This is a genomic window from Streptomyces herbicida, from assembly GCF_032656585.1.
Lineage (GTDB): Bacteria > Actinomycetota > Actinomycetes > Streptomycetales > Streptomycetaceae > Streptomyces > Streptomyces herbicida.
In genome coordinates, this window is record NZ_JAUYWJ010000001.1 from 425,738 (window position 1) to 440,740 (window position 15,003).

Annotated in this window: 11 protein-coding genes; 7 read left to right on the forward strand and 4 right to left on the reverse strand. The window is 67.9% G+C overall.

What is annotated here, in order from left to right; all coding sequences use genetic code 11:
- Positions 1-28: 28 nt before the first annotated feature.
- Complete coding sequence (locus Q8A52_RS01915; RefSeq protein ID WP_316748045.1) at positions 29-319, reverse strand: hypothetical protein; 291 nt, start codon at positions 317-319, stop codon at positions 29-31.
- Between the two features lie 327 nt (positions 320-646).
- Here Q8A52_RS01915 and Q8A52_RS01920 point away from each other — a divergent pair, with 327 nt between their 5' ends.
- From Q8A52_RS01920 to Q8A52_RS01950, 7 genes are all read left to right on the forward strand, one after another.
- The gene (locus Q8A52_RS01920) at positions 647-2,833 is read left to right on the forward strand and encodes an ABC transporter family substrate-binding protein (protein WP_316748047.1); all 2,187 of its coding nucleotides are present in this window, start codon (positions 647-649) and stop codon (positions 2,831-2,833) included.
- 141 nt (positions 2,834-2,974) lie between these two features.
- Positions 2,975-4,882: a translational GTPase TypA gene (gene typA / locus Q8A52_RS01925; RefSeq protein ID WP_316748049.1), complete on the forward strand. Its 1,908-nt coding sequence runs from the start codon at positions 2,975-2,977 to the stop codon at positions 4,880-4,882.
- Between the two features lie 558 nt (positions 4,883-5,440).
- A complete protein-coding gene (locus tag Q8A52_RS01930) occupies positions 5,441-6,475 on the forward strand; it encodes an ABC transporter permease (RefSeq protein WP_316748051.1) in 1,035 nt (344 codons plus the stop codon).
- 92 nt (positions 6,476-6,567) lie between these two features.
- Positions 6,568-8,376: an ABC transporter substrate-binding protein gene (locus tag Q8A52_RS01935; protein ID WP_316748053.1), complete on the forward strand. Its 1,809-nt coding sequence runs from the start codon at positions 6,568-6,570 to the stop codon at positions 8,374-8,376.
- Between the two features lie 90 nt (positions 8,377-8,466).
- Positions 8,467-9,447, forward strand: a complete 981-nt coding sequence (locus tag Q8A52_RS01940; protein WP_316748055.1) for an ABC transporter permease — start codon at positions 8,467-8,469, stop codon at positions 9,445-9,447.
- Positions 9,448-9,466: 19 nt separating this feature from the next.
- The gene (locus Q8A52_RS01945) at positions 9,467-10,531 is read left to right on the forward strand and encodes an ABC transporter ATP-binding protein (RefSeq protein WP_316748057.1); all 1,065 of its coding nucleotides are present in this window, start codon (positions 9,467-9,469) and stop codon (positions 10,529-10,531) included.
- 17 nt (positions 10,532-10,548) lie between these two features.
- Complete coding sequence (locus Q8A52_RS01950) at positions 10,549-11,667, forward strand: ABC transporter ATP-binding protein (RefSeq protein ID WP_316748058.1); 1,119 nt, start codon at positions 10,549-10,551, stop codon at positions 11,665-11,667.
- Positions 11,668-11,920: 253 nt separating this feature from the next.
- On the opposite strand, the gene Q8A52_RS01955 is transcribed toward Q8A52_RS01950, so the two are convergent.
- The 3 genes from Q8A52_RS01955 to Q8A52_RS01965 form a co-directional block, all read right to left on the reverse strand.
- Complete coding sequence (locus Q8A52_RS01955) at positions 11,921-12,661, reverse strand: class I SAM-dependent methyltransferase (RefSeq protein ID WP_316748060.1); 741 nt, start codon at positions 12,659-12,661, stop codon at positions 11,921-11,923.
- 230 nt (positions 12,662-12,891) lie between these two features.
- Positions 12,892-13,935, reverse strand: coding sequence for an ABC transporter ATP-binding protein (locus Q8A52_RS01960; protein ID WP_316748062.1), 1,044 nt, complete (start codon positions 13,933-13,935; stop codon positions 12,892-12,894).
- Between the two features lie 26 nt (positions 13,936-13,961).
- A complete protein-coding gene (locus tag Q8A52_RS01965; RefSeq protein WP_316748064.1) occupies positions 13,962-14,999 on the reverse strand; it encodes an ABC transporter ATP-binding protein in 1,038 nt (345 codons plus the stop codon).
- Positions 15,000-15,003: the final 4 nt, after the last annotated feature.

A 15,003-nucleotide genomic window follows, 5' to 3' on the forward strand; every position in this document is an offset into this window, starting at 1 on the left:
CGCCCTGGGCGGCCTGCGGGCAGCGCTCCTAGGGGGCGTGCCGGTCGCGGGCGCCGAGACCCTCGTCGTCCGAGTCCGTCCACAGGCTGATGTCGTACGGCGTGTCGGAGATGGTCACGAGATCGGGGCGACGCGGCTGGCCGAGGCCGGGGGCGGCCTCGCGCAGCAGTGCCACGCTCTCGCGCAGGTGATCGGCGTCGGCGCGGACGCGGCGCATCTCCAGTCCGCCGCTCCCGAGCTGTTGCTCCAGGCGTCCGACGGACCGGAACAGGTCGTCGAGACAACGCTGGACTGACGTCAGGTCGTCGTGCACGGACATGACGTGACCTCACTTCCCGCGGACCTCGTGGTCCTAGGTGGCAACGTTCATGCGCCTGCGAGTGTTGCGCGTCACACCTGCAGATGTGAAGGCATGTGCAGCGATTGGCGGATTGCGCGCCTCCACCGCACGCCCGCATGCGCGCTCTGTATGCGCCGGGAGCGCGTGTTGCGCCGCACGGGTGGGCTTACGAGCCCCCGCCGCCGTGTCGCCCCCGACAGGCGAACCCTTTCCTCTTCAGTGGGGTCCGTACATCTGATCAGCACCAAAATACCGCCAAATGTGAACAGACCACACCCGTGTCACCGGGCTCCCCGGAGGTAGCAGATGTCCCACGACGGCGTCGCACTGCGCGCGGTCATGCGCTCGGTCGCCTTCCTCACCGCCGGCGCGCTCGCGGTAACCCTCCTCGTCGGCTGCAGCTCCGGGGACGACGAGGCGGGCCGTCCGCTGGCCGGGCAGGACATCGCACCCGCCGCCCGGAACCTGGTCGCCGAGGGCGGCACCCTGCGCTGGGCGGTGGACGCCGTCCCGGAGACCCTGAACACCTTCCAGGCCGACGCCGACGGGGGCACCACCCGGGTCGCGCAGGCCGTCCTGCCCTCGATGTTCCGTACCGACCAGAACGGGCGCCCGGTCCGCAACCCGGACTATCTGGAGTCCGCCAAGGTCATCGAGACCGAGCCGCGCCAGGTCGTCCTGTACAAGCTCAACCAGCAGGCCGTCTGGAGCGACGGCCGGGAGATCGGCGCGGCCGACTTCGCCGCCCAGTGGCGCGCGCTGTCCGGCAAGGACGCCGCCTACTGGACCGCCCACAACGCCGGCTACGACCGCATCGCCAAGATCGAACGCGGCGCCAACGACCTGGAGGTCCGGGTCACCTTCAGCCGCCCCTACGCCGACTGGAAGTCACTGTTCTCCCCGCTGTACCCGAAGGACGTCATGGGTACCCCGGACGCCTTCAACGACGGGGCGCGCCGCAAGCTGCAGATCAGCGCCGGGCCGTTCAAGGTCGCCAAGGTCGACACCGCCAAGAAGGACGTCGTCCTCACCCGCAGTCCGCGCTGGTGGGGTCGCCCCACCAAGCTGTCCGAGATCGTGCTGCACGCCGTGCCCCGCGACAAGCGGGCCGCCGCGCTGGCCGACGGCACCGTGGACCTGGCCGAGATCGACCCCGCCGAGGTCGAGCGCATCACCATCGCCGGCCGCGACGGGGGCACCGGCACGCCCCTGCAGGGCGCCGGGCGCATCTCCGCCAAGAAGCTGCGCTCCTGGGCTCTCGCCCACGGCCTCGACCCCGAGCAGGTCAAGGGCAGCCGGGAGAAGGTGAGCGAAGCCATCACGACGTACCGCCGCGAGCAGGACCAGCTGCGTGGCGTCGAGGTGCGCAAGTCGCTGGAACCGGCCTACACCCAGCTCGCCCTCAACGGCTCCGGGGGACCCCTTGCCGACGAGCGGGTCCGCCGTGCCGTCGCCCGCTCCCTGGACCGCACGGCGCTCGCCAAGATCGTCCTGACGCCGCTCGGCCTGCCCGCCGTCCCCGTCGGCAGCCACCTGGCCCTCGCCGGGCAGACCGACTACGCCGACAGCAGCGGCGCCCTGGGCGGCCAGGACACCAAGGAGGCGCAGGCGCTGCTCGCCAAGGCCGGATGGGTGCTCGGCGGGCCGGTCAAGGAGCAGAAGAAGTCCGAGAAGGCGGCCGGACCGAAGGGCAACCCCGCCGACCAGTCCAACGGCGGCGACGACGGCGTGTACATCGTCGGCGAGGACGACAAGGACCCCAGGGACCACAAGAACAAACACCGCGAGCCGACCGGTGACGAAGGCGGCAGACACCTCGCACAGGACGGCAGGCAGTACACGGACCGGCATCTGCAGCAGGGCGGCGCACCCGGTGCGTACGCCCCCAAGGGCACCGCAGCCCCGGCCGGAGCCGCCGCCGGGACGCTGGCCAAGGACGGCAAGGCGCTCACCCTCCGCTTCGTGATCCCCTCGGGTCCCGGCTCGGACGGCCTGCGCTCGGTCGCCGACCGGATCACGCAGATGCTGGAGAAGGTCGGCATCCGCACGGAGATCACCAGGGTCTCGGACGAGAGCTACTTCAGGGACCACATCGCCTCGGGCCAGTACGACCTGGCCCTCTACTCCTGGCCGTCCTCCGCCTACCCCGCCACCGACGCCCGCCCCGTCTACGCCAAGCCGGTCCCGGCCGCCGACGGCTCCCTGAGCGTCGAGCAGAACTACACCCGCGTCGGCACCGACCAGATCGACCAGCTCTTCGACGAGGCCGCCGCCACCCTCGACGAGGACGAGGCCAAGGACCTGATCCGCAAGGCCGACTCCCGCATCTGGGCGGCGGCCGGCTCGCTGCCCCTCTATCAGCGTCCCCAGCTCATCGGAGCCAGGAAGGGCCTGGTCAACGCGGGTGCCTTCGGTTTCCAGACACCGATCTACGAGGACATGGGCTTCCTGAAGAAGGGTGCGAAGGCATCCCCGAGCCCGTCGGCGAAGTAGGCCCTGTGCGGCCCTGCGGAAGCCGCCTCCCGCTGGGCCACGTAACATGGGGTGAGGCCGTGGCATGTCAAGCCCGGCAGGGCCCGCGTCACACGGACGTACACAGAGGGCCTTCCTCACACTCCGGGAGTACGTCGCAATATGGCCACGCGCCACGACATCCGCAACGTCGCCATCGTCGCCCACGTCGACCACGGCAAGACGACCATCGTCGACGGCATGCTGAAGCAGGCCGGTGCCTTCGCCGCCCACCAGCTCGAGCAGGTCGACGACCGAGTCATGGACTCGAACGACCTGGAGCGTGAGAAGGGCATCACGATCCTCGCCAAGAACACGGCGGTGAAGTACCACCCCAAGGACGGCGGCGAGCCGATCACCATCAACATCATCGACACCCCCGGCCACGCCGACTTCGGCGGCGAGGTCGAGCGCGGTCTGTCGATGGTCGACGGTGTCGTGCTGCTCGTCGACGCCTCCGAGGGTCCGCTGCCGCAGACCCGCTTCGTGCTGCGCAAGGCCCTCCAGCAGCGGCTGCCCGTCATCCTGTGCATCAACAAGACGGACCGCCCGGACTCCCGCATCGACGAGGTCGTCAACGAGACCTACGACCTCTTCCTCGACCTGGACGCGGACGAGGAGCAGATCGAGTTCCCGATCGTGTACGCGTGCGGCCGTGACGGCATCGCCTCGCTGACCAAGCCGGACAACGGTACGGTGCCGGCCGACTCCACCAGCCTGGAGCCGTTCTTCTCCACGATCCTGGAGCACATCCCGGCCCCGACCTACGACGAGGAAGCGCCGCTCCAGGCCCACGTCACCAACCTGGACGCCGACAACTTCCTCGGCCGTATCGCGCTGCTCCGCGTCGAGCAGGGCGAGCTGCGCAAGGGCCAGACCGTGGCCTGGATCAAGCGCGACGGCTCGATCAGCAACGTGCGCATCAGCGAGCTGATGATGACCGAGGCCCTCACCCGCAAGCCCGCCGAGAAGGCCGGCCCGGGTGACATCTGCGCCGTCGCCGGTATCCCGGACATCATGATCGGCGAGACTCTCGCGGACCCCGAGAACCCGGTCCCGCTCCCGCTGATCACGGTCGACGAGCCCGCGATCTCCATGACCATCGGCACCAACACCTCCCCGCTGGTCGGCCGCGGCGGCACCGGCAAGGGCGCCGACGCGAAGGCGGCCGTCAAGGACCGCAAGGTCACCGCCCGCCAGGTCAAGGACCGCCTCGACCGCGAGCTGATCGGTAACGTCTCCCTCCGTGTCCTGGAGACCGAGCGTCCGGACGCCTGGGAGGTCCAGGGCCGTGGTGAGCTGGCGCTCGCCATCCTGGTCGAGACCATGCGCCGGGAGGGCTACGAGCTCACCGTCGGCAAGCCCCAGGTCGTCACCAAGGACGTCGACGGCAAGGTCTATGAGCCGGTCGAGCGCATGACGATCGACGTGCCCGAGGAGCACATGGGTGCGGTCACGCAGCTCATGGGCGTCCGCAAGGGCCGTATGGACAACATGTCCAACCACGGCTCCGGCTGGGTGCGCATGGAGTTCGTGGTCCCCTCCCGCGGTCTGATCGGCTTCCGTACCGAGTTCCTGACCCAGACCCGCGGCACGGGCATCGGCCACTCCATCCACGAGGGCTTCGAGCCCTGGTTCGGCGCCCTGCAGACCCGTAACAACGGCTCCCTGGTCGCCGACCGCGCCGGTGCCGTCACCGCCTTCGCGATGACGAACCTGCAGGAGCGCGGTGTGCTCTTCGTCGAGCCGGGCACCGAGGTGTACGAGGGCATGATCGTCGGCGAGAACTCCCGTTCCGACGACATGGACGTCAACATCACCAAGGAGAAGAAGCTCACCAACATGCGGTCCTCGACGGCCGACGTGGCCGAGTCGATCGTGCCGCCGCGGAAGCTGTCGCTGGAGCAGTCGCTGGAGTTCTGCCGCGACGACGAGTGCGTCGAGGTCACCCCGGAGGCGGTCCGCATCCGCAAGGTGAACCTGGACGCCCGCGAGCGCGCACGCGCCGCGAGCCGCGCCAAGCACGGCTGACGCACAACGGACCCTCAGCCCGGCCCGGGTGTCCCCATGATGGGGACACCCGGGCTTTTTGCAACCCGTTTTCTGGTGGCTGATGTCCGTATTGCGGAGATCGCTGCCCGATACCCATGTAACACGTCCGTTTCGCGCCCTTCTTCGGTCGAACAGTTTGTCCAGATTTTGGAAGGTCTACGCGTGAGCTGTGACTGAATTGAGATTTAAGAACGGTGGTCGGTGGTCGGCCCATGGCAGATAGTTAGCCGCGTAGCGCTCGGGTCAATGGGTCTCGCGCTGTGGGGACAGCGCCGACTCACGAGCACCAGGGGGTGTCTGACCCTCCGTCAGGGGTGTCGGAGGACGAGGACGGTTACCCCCTCCCGTTGGTGAACACGTGATGTCATGAGGAGGAACCCCCATGCGTGGTCATTCCGGCCGTTCGTCCGGCGACCAGGTCTGAGAATCCCGCGACCGCTCAGTGCGGCCGCTCAACTACGCGCGTCCCACTGCGGATTCGCGTGGCTCGGAGTACCTGGACGCCTCTCACACCCACACTTGTGAAACGGACGAACAGTGACAAGTCCTATCGACATTGAGGGCGGCGGGACAACGGTGGCCGTCGGTGGCGACCCGGGGCCGCAGGCGCAGCCCGAAGCCGCCAAACTCGAAGGCCGGTCCCCCGGCCAGCTGATGTGGATCCGCTTCAAGCGCGATCGTACGGGCGTGATCTCGGCCTACGTCGTGGGTTTCTTCTTCCTGGTCGGGCTGCTCGCGCCGCTGATCGCCAAGCTGTACGGCAAGGATCCGTACACGGTGTACGCGGACGAACGCCCCGAACTCTTCGACAGCGCGGGTGTGCCCGTGCAGCCCAACGGCGGCATCAGCAGCGAGTTCTGGTTCGGCCTCGAACCCGGCAACGGCTACGACGTCTTCACCAAGCTCATCTACGGCATCCGCACCTCGCTGATGATCTCGGTCGCCGTCACGATCGCGGTCGTGCTGACCGGCATCGTGCTGGGCGTCGCGGCCGGCTATCTCGGCGGCAGGACCGACTTCTTCATCGGCCGGGTCATCGACTTCCTGCTCGCCTTCCCGGCGCAGCTGTTCTTCATCGCCAGCATGCCCGTCGTGGTCTCACTGTTCGTCAGCCCGCGCGACGAGACACCGACGTACGTGCGCGTGGTCGCGCTCATCCTCGTCCAGTGGTTCCTCGGCTGGATGAGCCTGGCCCGTATTCTGCGTGGCACCTCACTCGCCCTGCGTGAACGGGAGTTCATCGAAGCGGCCAAGGTGAGCGGGGCCTCGCCCTGGCGGATCATCCGCAAGGAGATCCTGCCTAACGTCGTCACACCGCTCCTGGTGCAGTCGACGTATCTGCTGCCCAGCTTTGTGACCGCCGAGGCCGGTCTCTCCTTCCTGGGCGTGGGCATCGTCGAACCGACGCCCGATTGGGGGCAGATGTTCTCCAAGGCGTCCACCGAACTGGTGATGCAGAACGACATCACCTACATGTTCTTCCCCGGCATCTCGATGATCATCTTCATCGTCGCGTTCAACCTGCTCGGGGATTCGGTCAGGGACGCCTTCGACCCCAAGACCGCTCGCTGACCGGGCACTTGCACATCTTCTCCACGGCAGTTCTTCCGCACTGGTGGCAGACGGGGCACCGGTGACACACAAGATGGGTGGGAAACTGAGTGATGAGTAGGGGCGGACGCCACGTCTACGGCGCACTCTCCGTGCTCGCGGCCGGAGCTCTTGTGCTCACCGGTTGCAGCAAGGGCGGCAGCGACAGCGGTGGCAACGACAAGAAGGACCAGGAGAACGCCAAGCGCCAGCAGGCGTCGATCAAGTTCGGCGGCACGGCGGACTCCACCGGCCCGGCGGCCGACGTACCCGGCGCCAAGCCCGGCGGCACCATGGAAGTACTGCAGCGCGACAGCTACGCACACCTCGACCCGGGCCAGATCTATGTGTCCGACGAGGGCTCCCTGGCCACGCTGCTCCACAGAGGCCTCACCGGCTACAAAGCGACCAGCAACGACGGCTCGAAGCACGAGGTCGTCGGTGACCTCGCCACCGACTCCGGTACCACCACGGACGGCGGCAAGACCTGGAAGTACACGCTGAAGGACGGCATCAAGTTCCAGGACGGCTCCCCGATCACCTCCAAGGACATCCGGCACACCATCGAGCGGCTCTTCGCGCCGTTCATCAACCAGGGCCCGACCTACCTCCAGCAGTGGCTCGCCGACTCCCCGGGCGCCGCCTACCGCAAGCTCCTCAAGGACGGCCCGTACAAGGGCAAGCACCTGCCCAGCAGCGTCCTCGAGACGCCGGACGACAAGACGATCGTCTTCCACTTCAAGACGCCCCACCCCGACCTGCCGTACGCGCTGGCCATGGCGGGCTACGCGGCGGTCTCCGAGAAGGGCGACACCAAGGAGAAGTACGACAAGGCACCGGTGGTCACCGGCCCGTACAAGATCCAGTCCTTCAAGTCCGGCAAGTCCATGGTCCTGGTCAAGAACACCAACTGGGACCCGAAGACGGACCCGATCCGCCACCAGTACGTGGACCAGTTCAACATCACCTTCAACCAGCAGTTCGAGACCTCCACCAAGGCGCTCCTCGCCGACAGCGGTGCCGACCAGACCGGCCTCAGCTTCAACAACCAGGTGGACGCGGGCAACCTGTCCAACGTCCTCAAGGACCCGAAGATGAAGGCCCGCACGGTCTCCGGCTACCAGCCGTACGTGGGCCAGATGAACATCAACATGAGCCACCCGGCGCTGAAGGACAAGACGATCCGCGAGGCGATCGCCTACGCCCTGCCGATCACCCCCTTCGTCCGTGCCTACGGCGGCACCGACGCCATGGAGGTCGCCGGCGGCCTGATCTCCCCGACCGTCAGCGGCTACGACGCGGCCTTCGACCCGTGGGGCAAGAAGAAGAAGCCCGCCGGTGACCCGGACAAGGCCCGCGAGCTGCTGAAGAAGGCCGGCAAGCTCAACATGAAGCTGACCTTCGGCTACATCAACACCCCCGAGGGCCAGCAGTACTCCACCGCCATGGCCGCGGGCCTGAAGAAGGCCGGCTTCAACGTCCAGCGCCAGGAGATCCCGGCCGAGACGTACTACGACCAGGTCTCCAAGCTGAACAACAACTACGACATCTTCCACACCGCGTGGGGTGCCGACTGGCCGTCCGCCTCTACCGTGCTCCCGCCGCTGTACGACGGCCGCGTGATCGCCGACGGCGCGCAGAACTACTCGCAGGTCAACGACCCCAAGGTAAACAGCGAGATCGACCGCATCAACCAGATCACCGACCCGGTGAAGTCCGCGGCCGAGTGGGAGAAGCTCGACCAGTACCTCGTCAAGGACGTCGTCAACGTCGTTCCGACGGCGTACTACAAGCAGACCCAGATCGCCGGTTCCAAGGTCGGCGGCCTTGTCTACGACGACGTGATCGGCGGCATCGACCCGCGTCGCCTCTACATCAAGTAACCGTCCCCGCCCGGTACCCGGTGCATCACCTCAGTGAGGGGGAGCACCGGGTACCGTCCGGCCCGCCGACGTCAGAGAGCTGCCCCTGTCATGCTGCGCTTCCTCGTCCGCCGGATCCTCGGTGCCATCGTCATTCTCTTCCTGCTGAGCATCGTCACGTTCTTGCTGTTCTTCGGGATGCCGCGCGACCCGGCGCTGCTGATGTGCGGCAAGACCTGTAACCCGGCCAGCCTCGCGAACATCCATCATGTGCTCGGCCTCGACAAGTCGATACCCGAGCAGTACTGGATCTTCCTGCACAACCTGGTGATGGGCAGCAACCAGTTCGCCCAGGGCCCCTGCCCCGCGCCCTGCTTCGGGTACTCGTACCACACCAACGAACCGGTGTGGGCCACGCTGATGGACCGGCTGCCCACCACCGTCTCGCTCACTCTCGGCGCGGCGTTCTGCTTCCTGCTCGTCGGTCTCGGCAGCGGCCTGCTCGCCGCCTGGCGGCGCGGCACGCTCATCGACAAGGCGGCCACGGCCGGGGCGATGGTGCTCAGTTCGATGCAGATCTACTTCCTCGGCCCGCTCGCCCTGGCGATCCTCGTCTACCAGACCCACTGGTTCGACAAACCCGCCTACAACAACTTCACCGCCGACCCGATCACCTGGTTCACGGGCCTGATCATCCCCTGGGTGGTTCTCTCCACGATCTTCGCCGCGCAGTACACCCGTATGGCGCGCTCGTCGATGATCGAACAGCTCCAGGAGGAACACGTACGCACCGCCCGCGCCAAGGGCATGTCCCGGCGGTACGTCTTCTTCCGCTACGCCTGGCGCGGCTCGCTGATCCCCATCGTCACCATCTTCGGCATCGACCTGGGATCCCTGCTCGGCGGCGCCATCATCACCGAGTACACCTTCAGCCTGCCGGGTCTCGGCCAACTGGCGGTGCTGTCCGTCTTCTTCAGTGACCTGCCGCTGCTGCTCGGCGTGATGCTGTTCTCCGCGACCATGATCCTTCTCTTCAACATCATCGTCGACGCCTGCTACGCCTACATCGACCCGCGCGTGCGGCTGGCCTAGGCCGTTTAGGAGCACTTTCGTGACCACTCTGACCAAGGAGGCCGGCGCTCCCGTCCCGGCCGGTGCGGGTCCCCTGTTGTCCGTGCGGGACCTGCACGTCAGCTTCAAGACCGAGGACGGCATCGTACGGGCCGTGGACGGACTCTCCTTCGACCTGGAACGCGGCAAGACCCTGGGCATCGTGGGGGAGTCTGGCTCGGGGAAGTCGGTGACGAACCTGACCATCCTGGGCCTGCACAACCCCATGTTCACCACCGTCGAGGGCGAAATCCTGCTGGACGGGCAGGAGTTGACCACCGCGCGGGAGTCGGAGCTGGAGAAACTGCGCGGCAACAAGGTCGCCATGATCTTCCAGGACCCGCTGACCGCGCTGTCCCCGTACTACACGGTGGGCCGCCAGATCGCCGAGCCGTTCATGAAGCACAACGGTGCCTCCAAGCGGGCCGCCTGGGACCGCGCGGTCGAGATGCTCGGCAAGGTGGGCATCCCGAATCCGAAGGAGCGGGCGAAGGACTACCCGCACCAGTTCTCCGGCGGTATGCGCCAGCGCGCGATGATCGCCATGGCGCTGGTGTGCGACCCCGACCTGCTGATCGCCGACGAGCCGACCACGGCCCTGGACGTGACGGTCCAGGCCCAGATCCTCGACCTCCTCAAGGATCTCCAGCAGGAGTTCGGCTCCGGGATCGTCTTCATCACCCACGACCTCGGCGTGATCGCCGACATGGCCGACGACATCATGGTGATGTACGCGGGCAGCGCGGTGGAGCGCGGCACCGTCGACGAGGTGCTGCGCTCGCCCCAGCACCCGTACACCTGGGGTCTGCTGAACTCGATGCCGCGACTGGACTCCGACCTGGCGGCCCCGCTGTCGCCCATCCCGGGCACCCCGCCCTCGCTGCTCACCCCGCCGTCCGGCTGCCGCTTCCACCCGCGCTGCACCTTCCAGGACCGGGTGCAGGGCGCCGGACGCTGTGTCAACGAACGCCCGCTGCTGGCGCCCGACCGGGCCTCCGCCTGTCATCTGACGGGCGAGCAGAAGCGGACCATCTTCATCGACGAGATCAAGCCCGCTCTGGGCTAGGGCCAGGAGGACACGGCATGAAAGAGGACCTCGTCCTCCCCGCTCCGCGCGAGTCGGCCGGCGGCGTGGAGGGAGAAGCGCTCCTTGAAGTCTCCGGGCTGACCAAGCACTTCCCGGTCAAGGGCGGTTTTCCGATCCGGCGTACGGTCGGCCATGTCCAGGCCGTCGACGGCATCGATCTGACCGTGCGGGTCGGCGAGAGCTTCGGCCTGGTGGGCGAGTCGGGCTGCGGCAAGTCGACGACGGGCCGGCTGATCACCCGGCTCCTGGAGCCGACGAGCGGGAGGATCGCGTACCGGGGCAAGGACATCAGCCACGCCTCGCGGGCGCAGTTGGCGCCCATCCGCTCCGAGATACAGATGATCTTCCAGGACCCCTACTCCTCGCTGAACCCGCGCCAGACGGTCGGCAGGATCATCTCCAACCCGATGGAGGTCAACGGGATCGCGCCGGAGGGCGGCCGGGAGAAGCGCGTTCGTGAGCTCCTGGAGATCGTGGGCCTCAACCCCGAGCACTACAACCGCTTCCCGCACGAGTTCTCCGGCGGTCAGCGCCAGCGCATCGGCGTGGCCCGCGCGTTGGCACTCGAACCGAAGCTGATCGTGGCGGACGAGCCGGTCTCGGCGCTGGACGTCTCCATTCAGGCGCAGGTGGTGAACCTCCTCCAGGAGGTCCAGCAGGAACTGGGCATCGCGTTCCTGTTCATCGCCCATGACCTCGCGGTGGTCCGCCACTTCTCGCAGCGTGTGGCGGTGATGTACCTCGGCAAGATCATCGAAGTGGGCGACCGCGACTCCATCTACACCCGTCCCCGTCACCCCTACACCCACGCGCTGCTGTCCGCGGTGCCCGAGGTGAACCTCACCGAAAGCGACTCGGCCGGGCGCGAGCGCATCCGACTGGCCGGCGACGTCCCGTCCCCCATCTCCCCGCCGTCCGGCTGCCGCTTCCGCACCCGCTGCTGGAAGGCCCAGGACAAGTGCGCGGCCGAGGAGCCCCCGCTGGTCCAGATCTCCGGCAACCTGACCGGCCACCTGACGGCGTGCCACTTCCCGGAGGAGCCGACCATCGAGGCCCGGGACGAGGACATCGTGCTGGACCCGGCACTGGCGGCGTTGGAGGAGGGCGACAGCTGACAGGACCGCTGGGCCCTGTCGTCATATTCCCGCCTGCCCTGCGACGCCATGCACGCTCCCCCAAGCTCTTCGAGCAGGGGGGACCCCCACTCGCCGCACCGGGCGCAGCCCCCAGTACATCCAGTACGAGGGCCTGTGCCCGGCACGCCGAGAGCACGCTCCCCCGCGCTCTCGGCTTCGCCCGAGCAGGGGGACCCCCATGACGCCGCAGGGCCGGCCCTCCGGCCGGACGACGGGGATTCGACGACAGGACCTAAGCCATCCGCTCCGCCACGGTGATGATCTCCGGGCTCGCGGGGGTCACCGGCCCCCGTTCCCAGTCGCCGTACTGTTCGACGACCTCGAGTCCGGCCTCCGCGAGGAAGCCGGAGAGGGAGCCGGGGTCCAGGAAGCGGAGTGTGGCCCGGCTGACCCGGGGCCGGGCCCAGCCGTCGCCCTCGTAGGTCTCGGTGAACGTCACCCGGCCCGCGACGGGACCGCCCTGGACCTCGTGCCACACGCGTACGGCCGTGCCGTCGGCGCCCGTGACCTCACGCACCCGGTCCGGCGTCCACGTCTCCCAGGCGCGGACGGCCGGGTTGCGGATCTCGAAGACGAACCGCCCGCCGTCCGCCAGGGCCGACCGCACGGCGCGCAGACAGAGACGCAACTCCTCGTCGTGCAGCAGCACTTGGAAGGCATGCCCGGTCATCACGACCAGTTCGAACTCGCCGTCCCACAGCCGCGTCCGCAGATCCCCGAGCACCCATTCCACGGCAGGGGCGTTCCGTCGTGCCTGTACGAGCATGGCGGCGGCCGGATCGAGGCCCATCAGCCGGCCGGGGTGGCCGTCCTCGTGTGCCCGCCTGAGCAACTGCCCTGTGCCGCAGCCGACGTCGAGCACGGACTCCGCGGCCTTCACCAGGCCGAGATAGAAGTCGTCAGCCGGCCCCCAGGGGTTGAGGTTGTCGTACAGGGCGGCAAGCGAAAGATCGGCGAACGAATGATCGACCACCGCGGCAGTTTGTCATACGTGAGTGAACCGTACGGCGGGATCCGCCGTCTTCTTGTCAGGTTCCGAACTCGGGGCAACGCCCTGTCGGCCCAGGGGAGTTGGCGGTACAGCGAAGGCCCGCGCCTGGGGAGGCACGGGCCTTCGTCCCCTGGAACAGGACGTTCATGGGCTCGGGTCAATGGGCCGGTGAAAGTCCGTTCCGCAGGCGACGGCTGACGGAAAGGGGTGTGTCAGGCCGCCGTCTCGGGGTCCTTGGAGAGGCGCTGCGCGGGAATCATGTCCGCCGTCTCCGGGTAGTGGCAGGCGGTCAGGTGGCCGGGCTTGTTGCCGTCGACCTGGACCAGCGGCGGGGCCTCCGTGGCGCACTTCTCCGTCGCCTTCCAGCAGCGGGTGCGGAAGCGGCAGCCGGAGGGCGGGTTGATCGGGGAGGGCACGTCACCGACGAGGCGGATGCGCTCGCGCGGGGTCTCGTCCACCGTGGCCTCGGGCACGGCGGAGAGCAGGGCCCGCGTGTAGGGGTGGCGCGGGTTGCCGTACAGGTCTTCGCGGTCGGCGATCTCGACGATCTTACCGAGGTACATGACCGCGACGCGATGCGAGAAGTGCCGGACGATCGCCAGGTCGTGGGCGATGAAGACGAACGCGATGCCCAGTTCCTTCTGGACCTTCTGCAGCAGGTTCACGACCTGCGCCTGGATGGAGACGTCCAGGGCCGAGACCGGCTCGTCCGCGACGATCAGCTTCGGCTCGAGGGCGAGCGCGCGGGCCACGCCGATGCGCTGGCGCTGGCCGCCCGAGAACTCGTGCGGGAAGCGGTTGTAGTGCTCGGGGTTGAGGCCGACGATGTCCAGCAGCTCACGGACGCGGTTCTCGCGGCCGCCGGCCGGGTTGATGCCGTTGATCTCCATCGGGCCGGAGATGATCTTGCCGACCGTCTGGCGCGGGTTCAGCGAGGCGTAGGGGTCCTGGAAGATCATCTGGATCTCGGAACGCACTGGCGCGAGCTGCCTGCGGTTGGCGTGCGTGATGTCCTGGCCGCGGTAGACGACCTTGCCGCCGGTCGGCTCCAGAAGCCGGGTGATGAGCCGGCCCGTGGTCGACTTGCCGCAGCCCGACTCGCCGACCAGACCCAGGCTCTCACCCTCGGCGACCTGGAAGTCGAGGCCGTCCACTGCCTGCACCGCGCCGATGGTCCGCCGGATCGGGAAGCCGCCCTTGATCGGGAAGTGCTTGGTCAGCCCGGAGACGTCCAGGAGGGGGTTTGTGTTGCTCATGGTCGTGAAGTCCCGTCTCGTGTCCGTCACTTGTGCCGGGATCCGGCGAAGTCGGCGAAGAATTCCTGGCGCTGCTCCAGCGTGAGGTGGCAGGCCGAGCCCCGGCCCTCCACCACTTCGAGTACCGGCCGCTCGCTGGAGCACCGCCCGCCCGCGACCTTCTCGGCGAAAGAGCACCGCGGGTGGAAGCGGCAGCCGGACGGCGGGTTGAGCAGCGAGGGCGGCGAGCCCGGAATCGGCGACAGCGGCACGTCCACCGGCCCGTCGAGGCTCGGCATGGAGTTGAGCAGACCGAGGGTGTAGGGGTGCTGCGGGGTGCTCAGCACCTCCTTCTTCGTACCACGCTCCACGCAGCGGCCGCCGTACATCACGAGCACGTCGTCCGCGATGTCGGCGATGACGCCCAGGTCGTGGGTGATGAAGATGATCGCGGTGCCGAACTCCTGCTGGAGGTCCTTGAGCAGGTCCATGATCTGGGCCTGCACGGTGACGTCGAGGGCGGTGGTCGGCTCGTCCGCGATCAGCAGCTCGGGGTCGCACACCAGCGCCATCGCGATCATCGCGCGCTGGCGCATACCGCCGGAGAACTGGTGCGGGTAGTCGTCGACGCGTACGTCCGGCTGGGGGATGCCGACTCGCTTCAGCATCTCGATCGCCCGAGCCCGGGCCTCCTTCTTGGAGGCGCCGGTGTGCTTGCGGTAGGTCTCGCCGATCTGCGTGCCGATGGTGTGGTACGGCGACAGCGAGGCCAGCGCGTCCTGGAAGATCATGGACATCTTGTTGCCGCGCAGCCGCTCCAGCTGCCGCTCGGGAGCGGTGAGCAGTTCCTGGCCGTCGAGCAGGATCTCGCCGTCGATCGCAGTCCGGTCGCGGTCGTGCAGACCCAGGATCGTCAGGTTGGTGACGGACTTGCCGGAGCCCGACTCGCCCACGATGCCGAGCGTCTGGCCCTTGGCAAGGTCGAAGCTGAGCCCGTCGACGGCCTTGACGATGCCGTCCTCGGTGGAGAAGTGGACCTTCAGGTCCTTGATGGAGAGGAACGGCTGCTGTTCGGTGCTCGTCACGGTG

Excerpts from the sequence above, each read along its gene's own strand:
- Q8A52_RS01915 (WP_316748045.1), bottom strand. The coding sequence starts at position 319 with ATGTCCGTGCACGACGACCTGACGTCAGTCCAGCGTTGTCTCGACGAC.
- Q8A52_RS01920 (WP_316748047.1), top strand. The coding sequence starts at position 647 with ATGTCCCACGACGGCGTCGCACTGCGCGCGGTCATGCGCTCGGTCGCC.
- typA (WP_316748049.1), top strand. The coding sequence starts at position 2,975 with ATGGCCACGCGCCACGACATCCGCAACGTCGCCATCGTCGCCCACGTC.
- Q8A52_RS01935 (WP_316748053.1), top strand. The coding sequence starts at position 6,568 with ATGAGTAGGGGCGGACGCCACGTCTACGGCGCACTCTCCGTGCTCGCG.
- Q8A52_RS01940 (WP_316748055.1), top strand. The coding sequence starts at position 8,467 with ATGCTGCGCTTCCTCGTCCGCCGGATCCTCGGTGCCATCGTCATTCTC.
- Q8A52_RS01950 (WP_316748058.1), top strand. The coding sequence starts at position 10,549 with ATGAAAGAGGACCTCGTCCTCCCCGCTCCGCGCGAGTCGGCCGGCGGC.
- Q8A52_RS01960 (WP_316748062.1), bottom strand. The coding sequence starts at position 13,935 with ATGAGCAACACAAACCCCCTCCTGGACGTCTCCGGGCTGACCAAGCAC.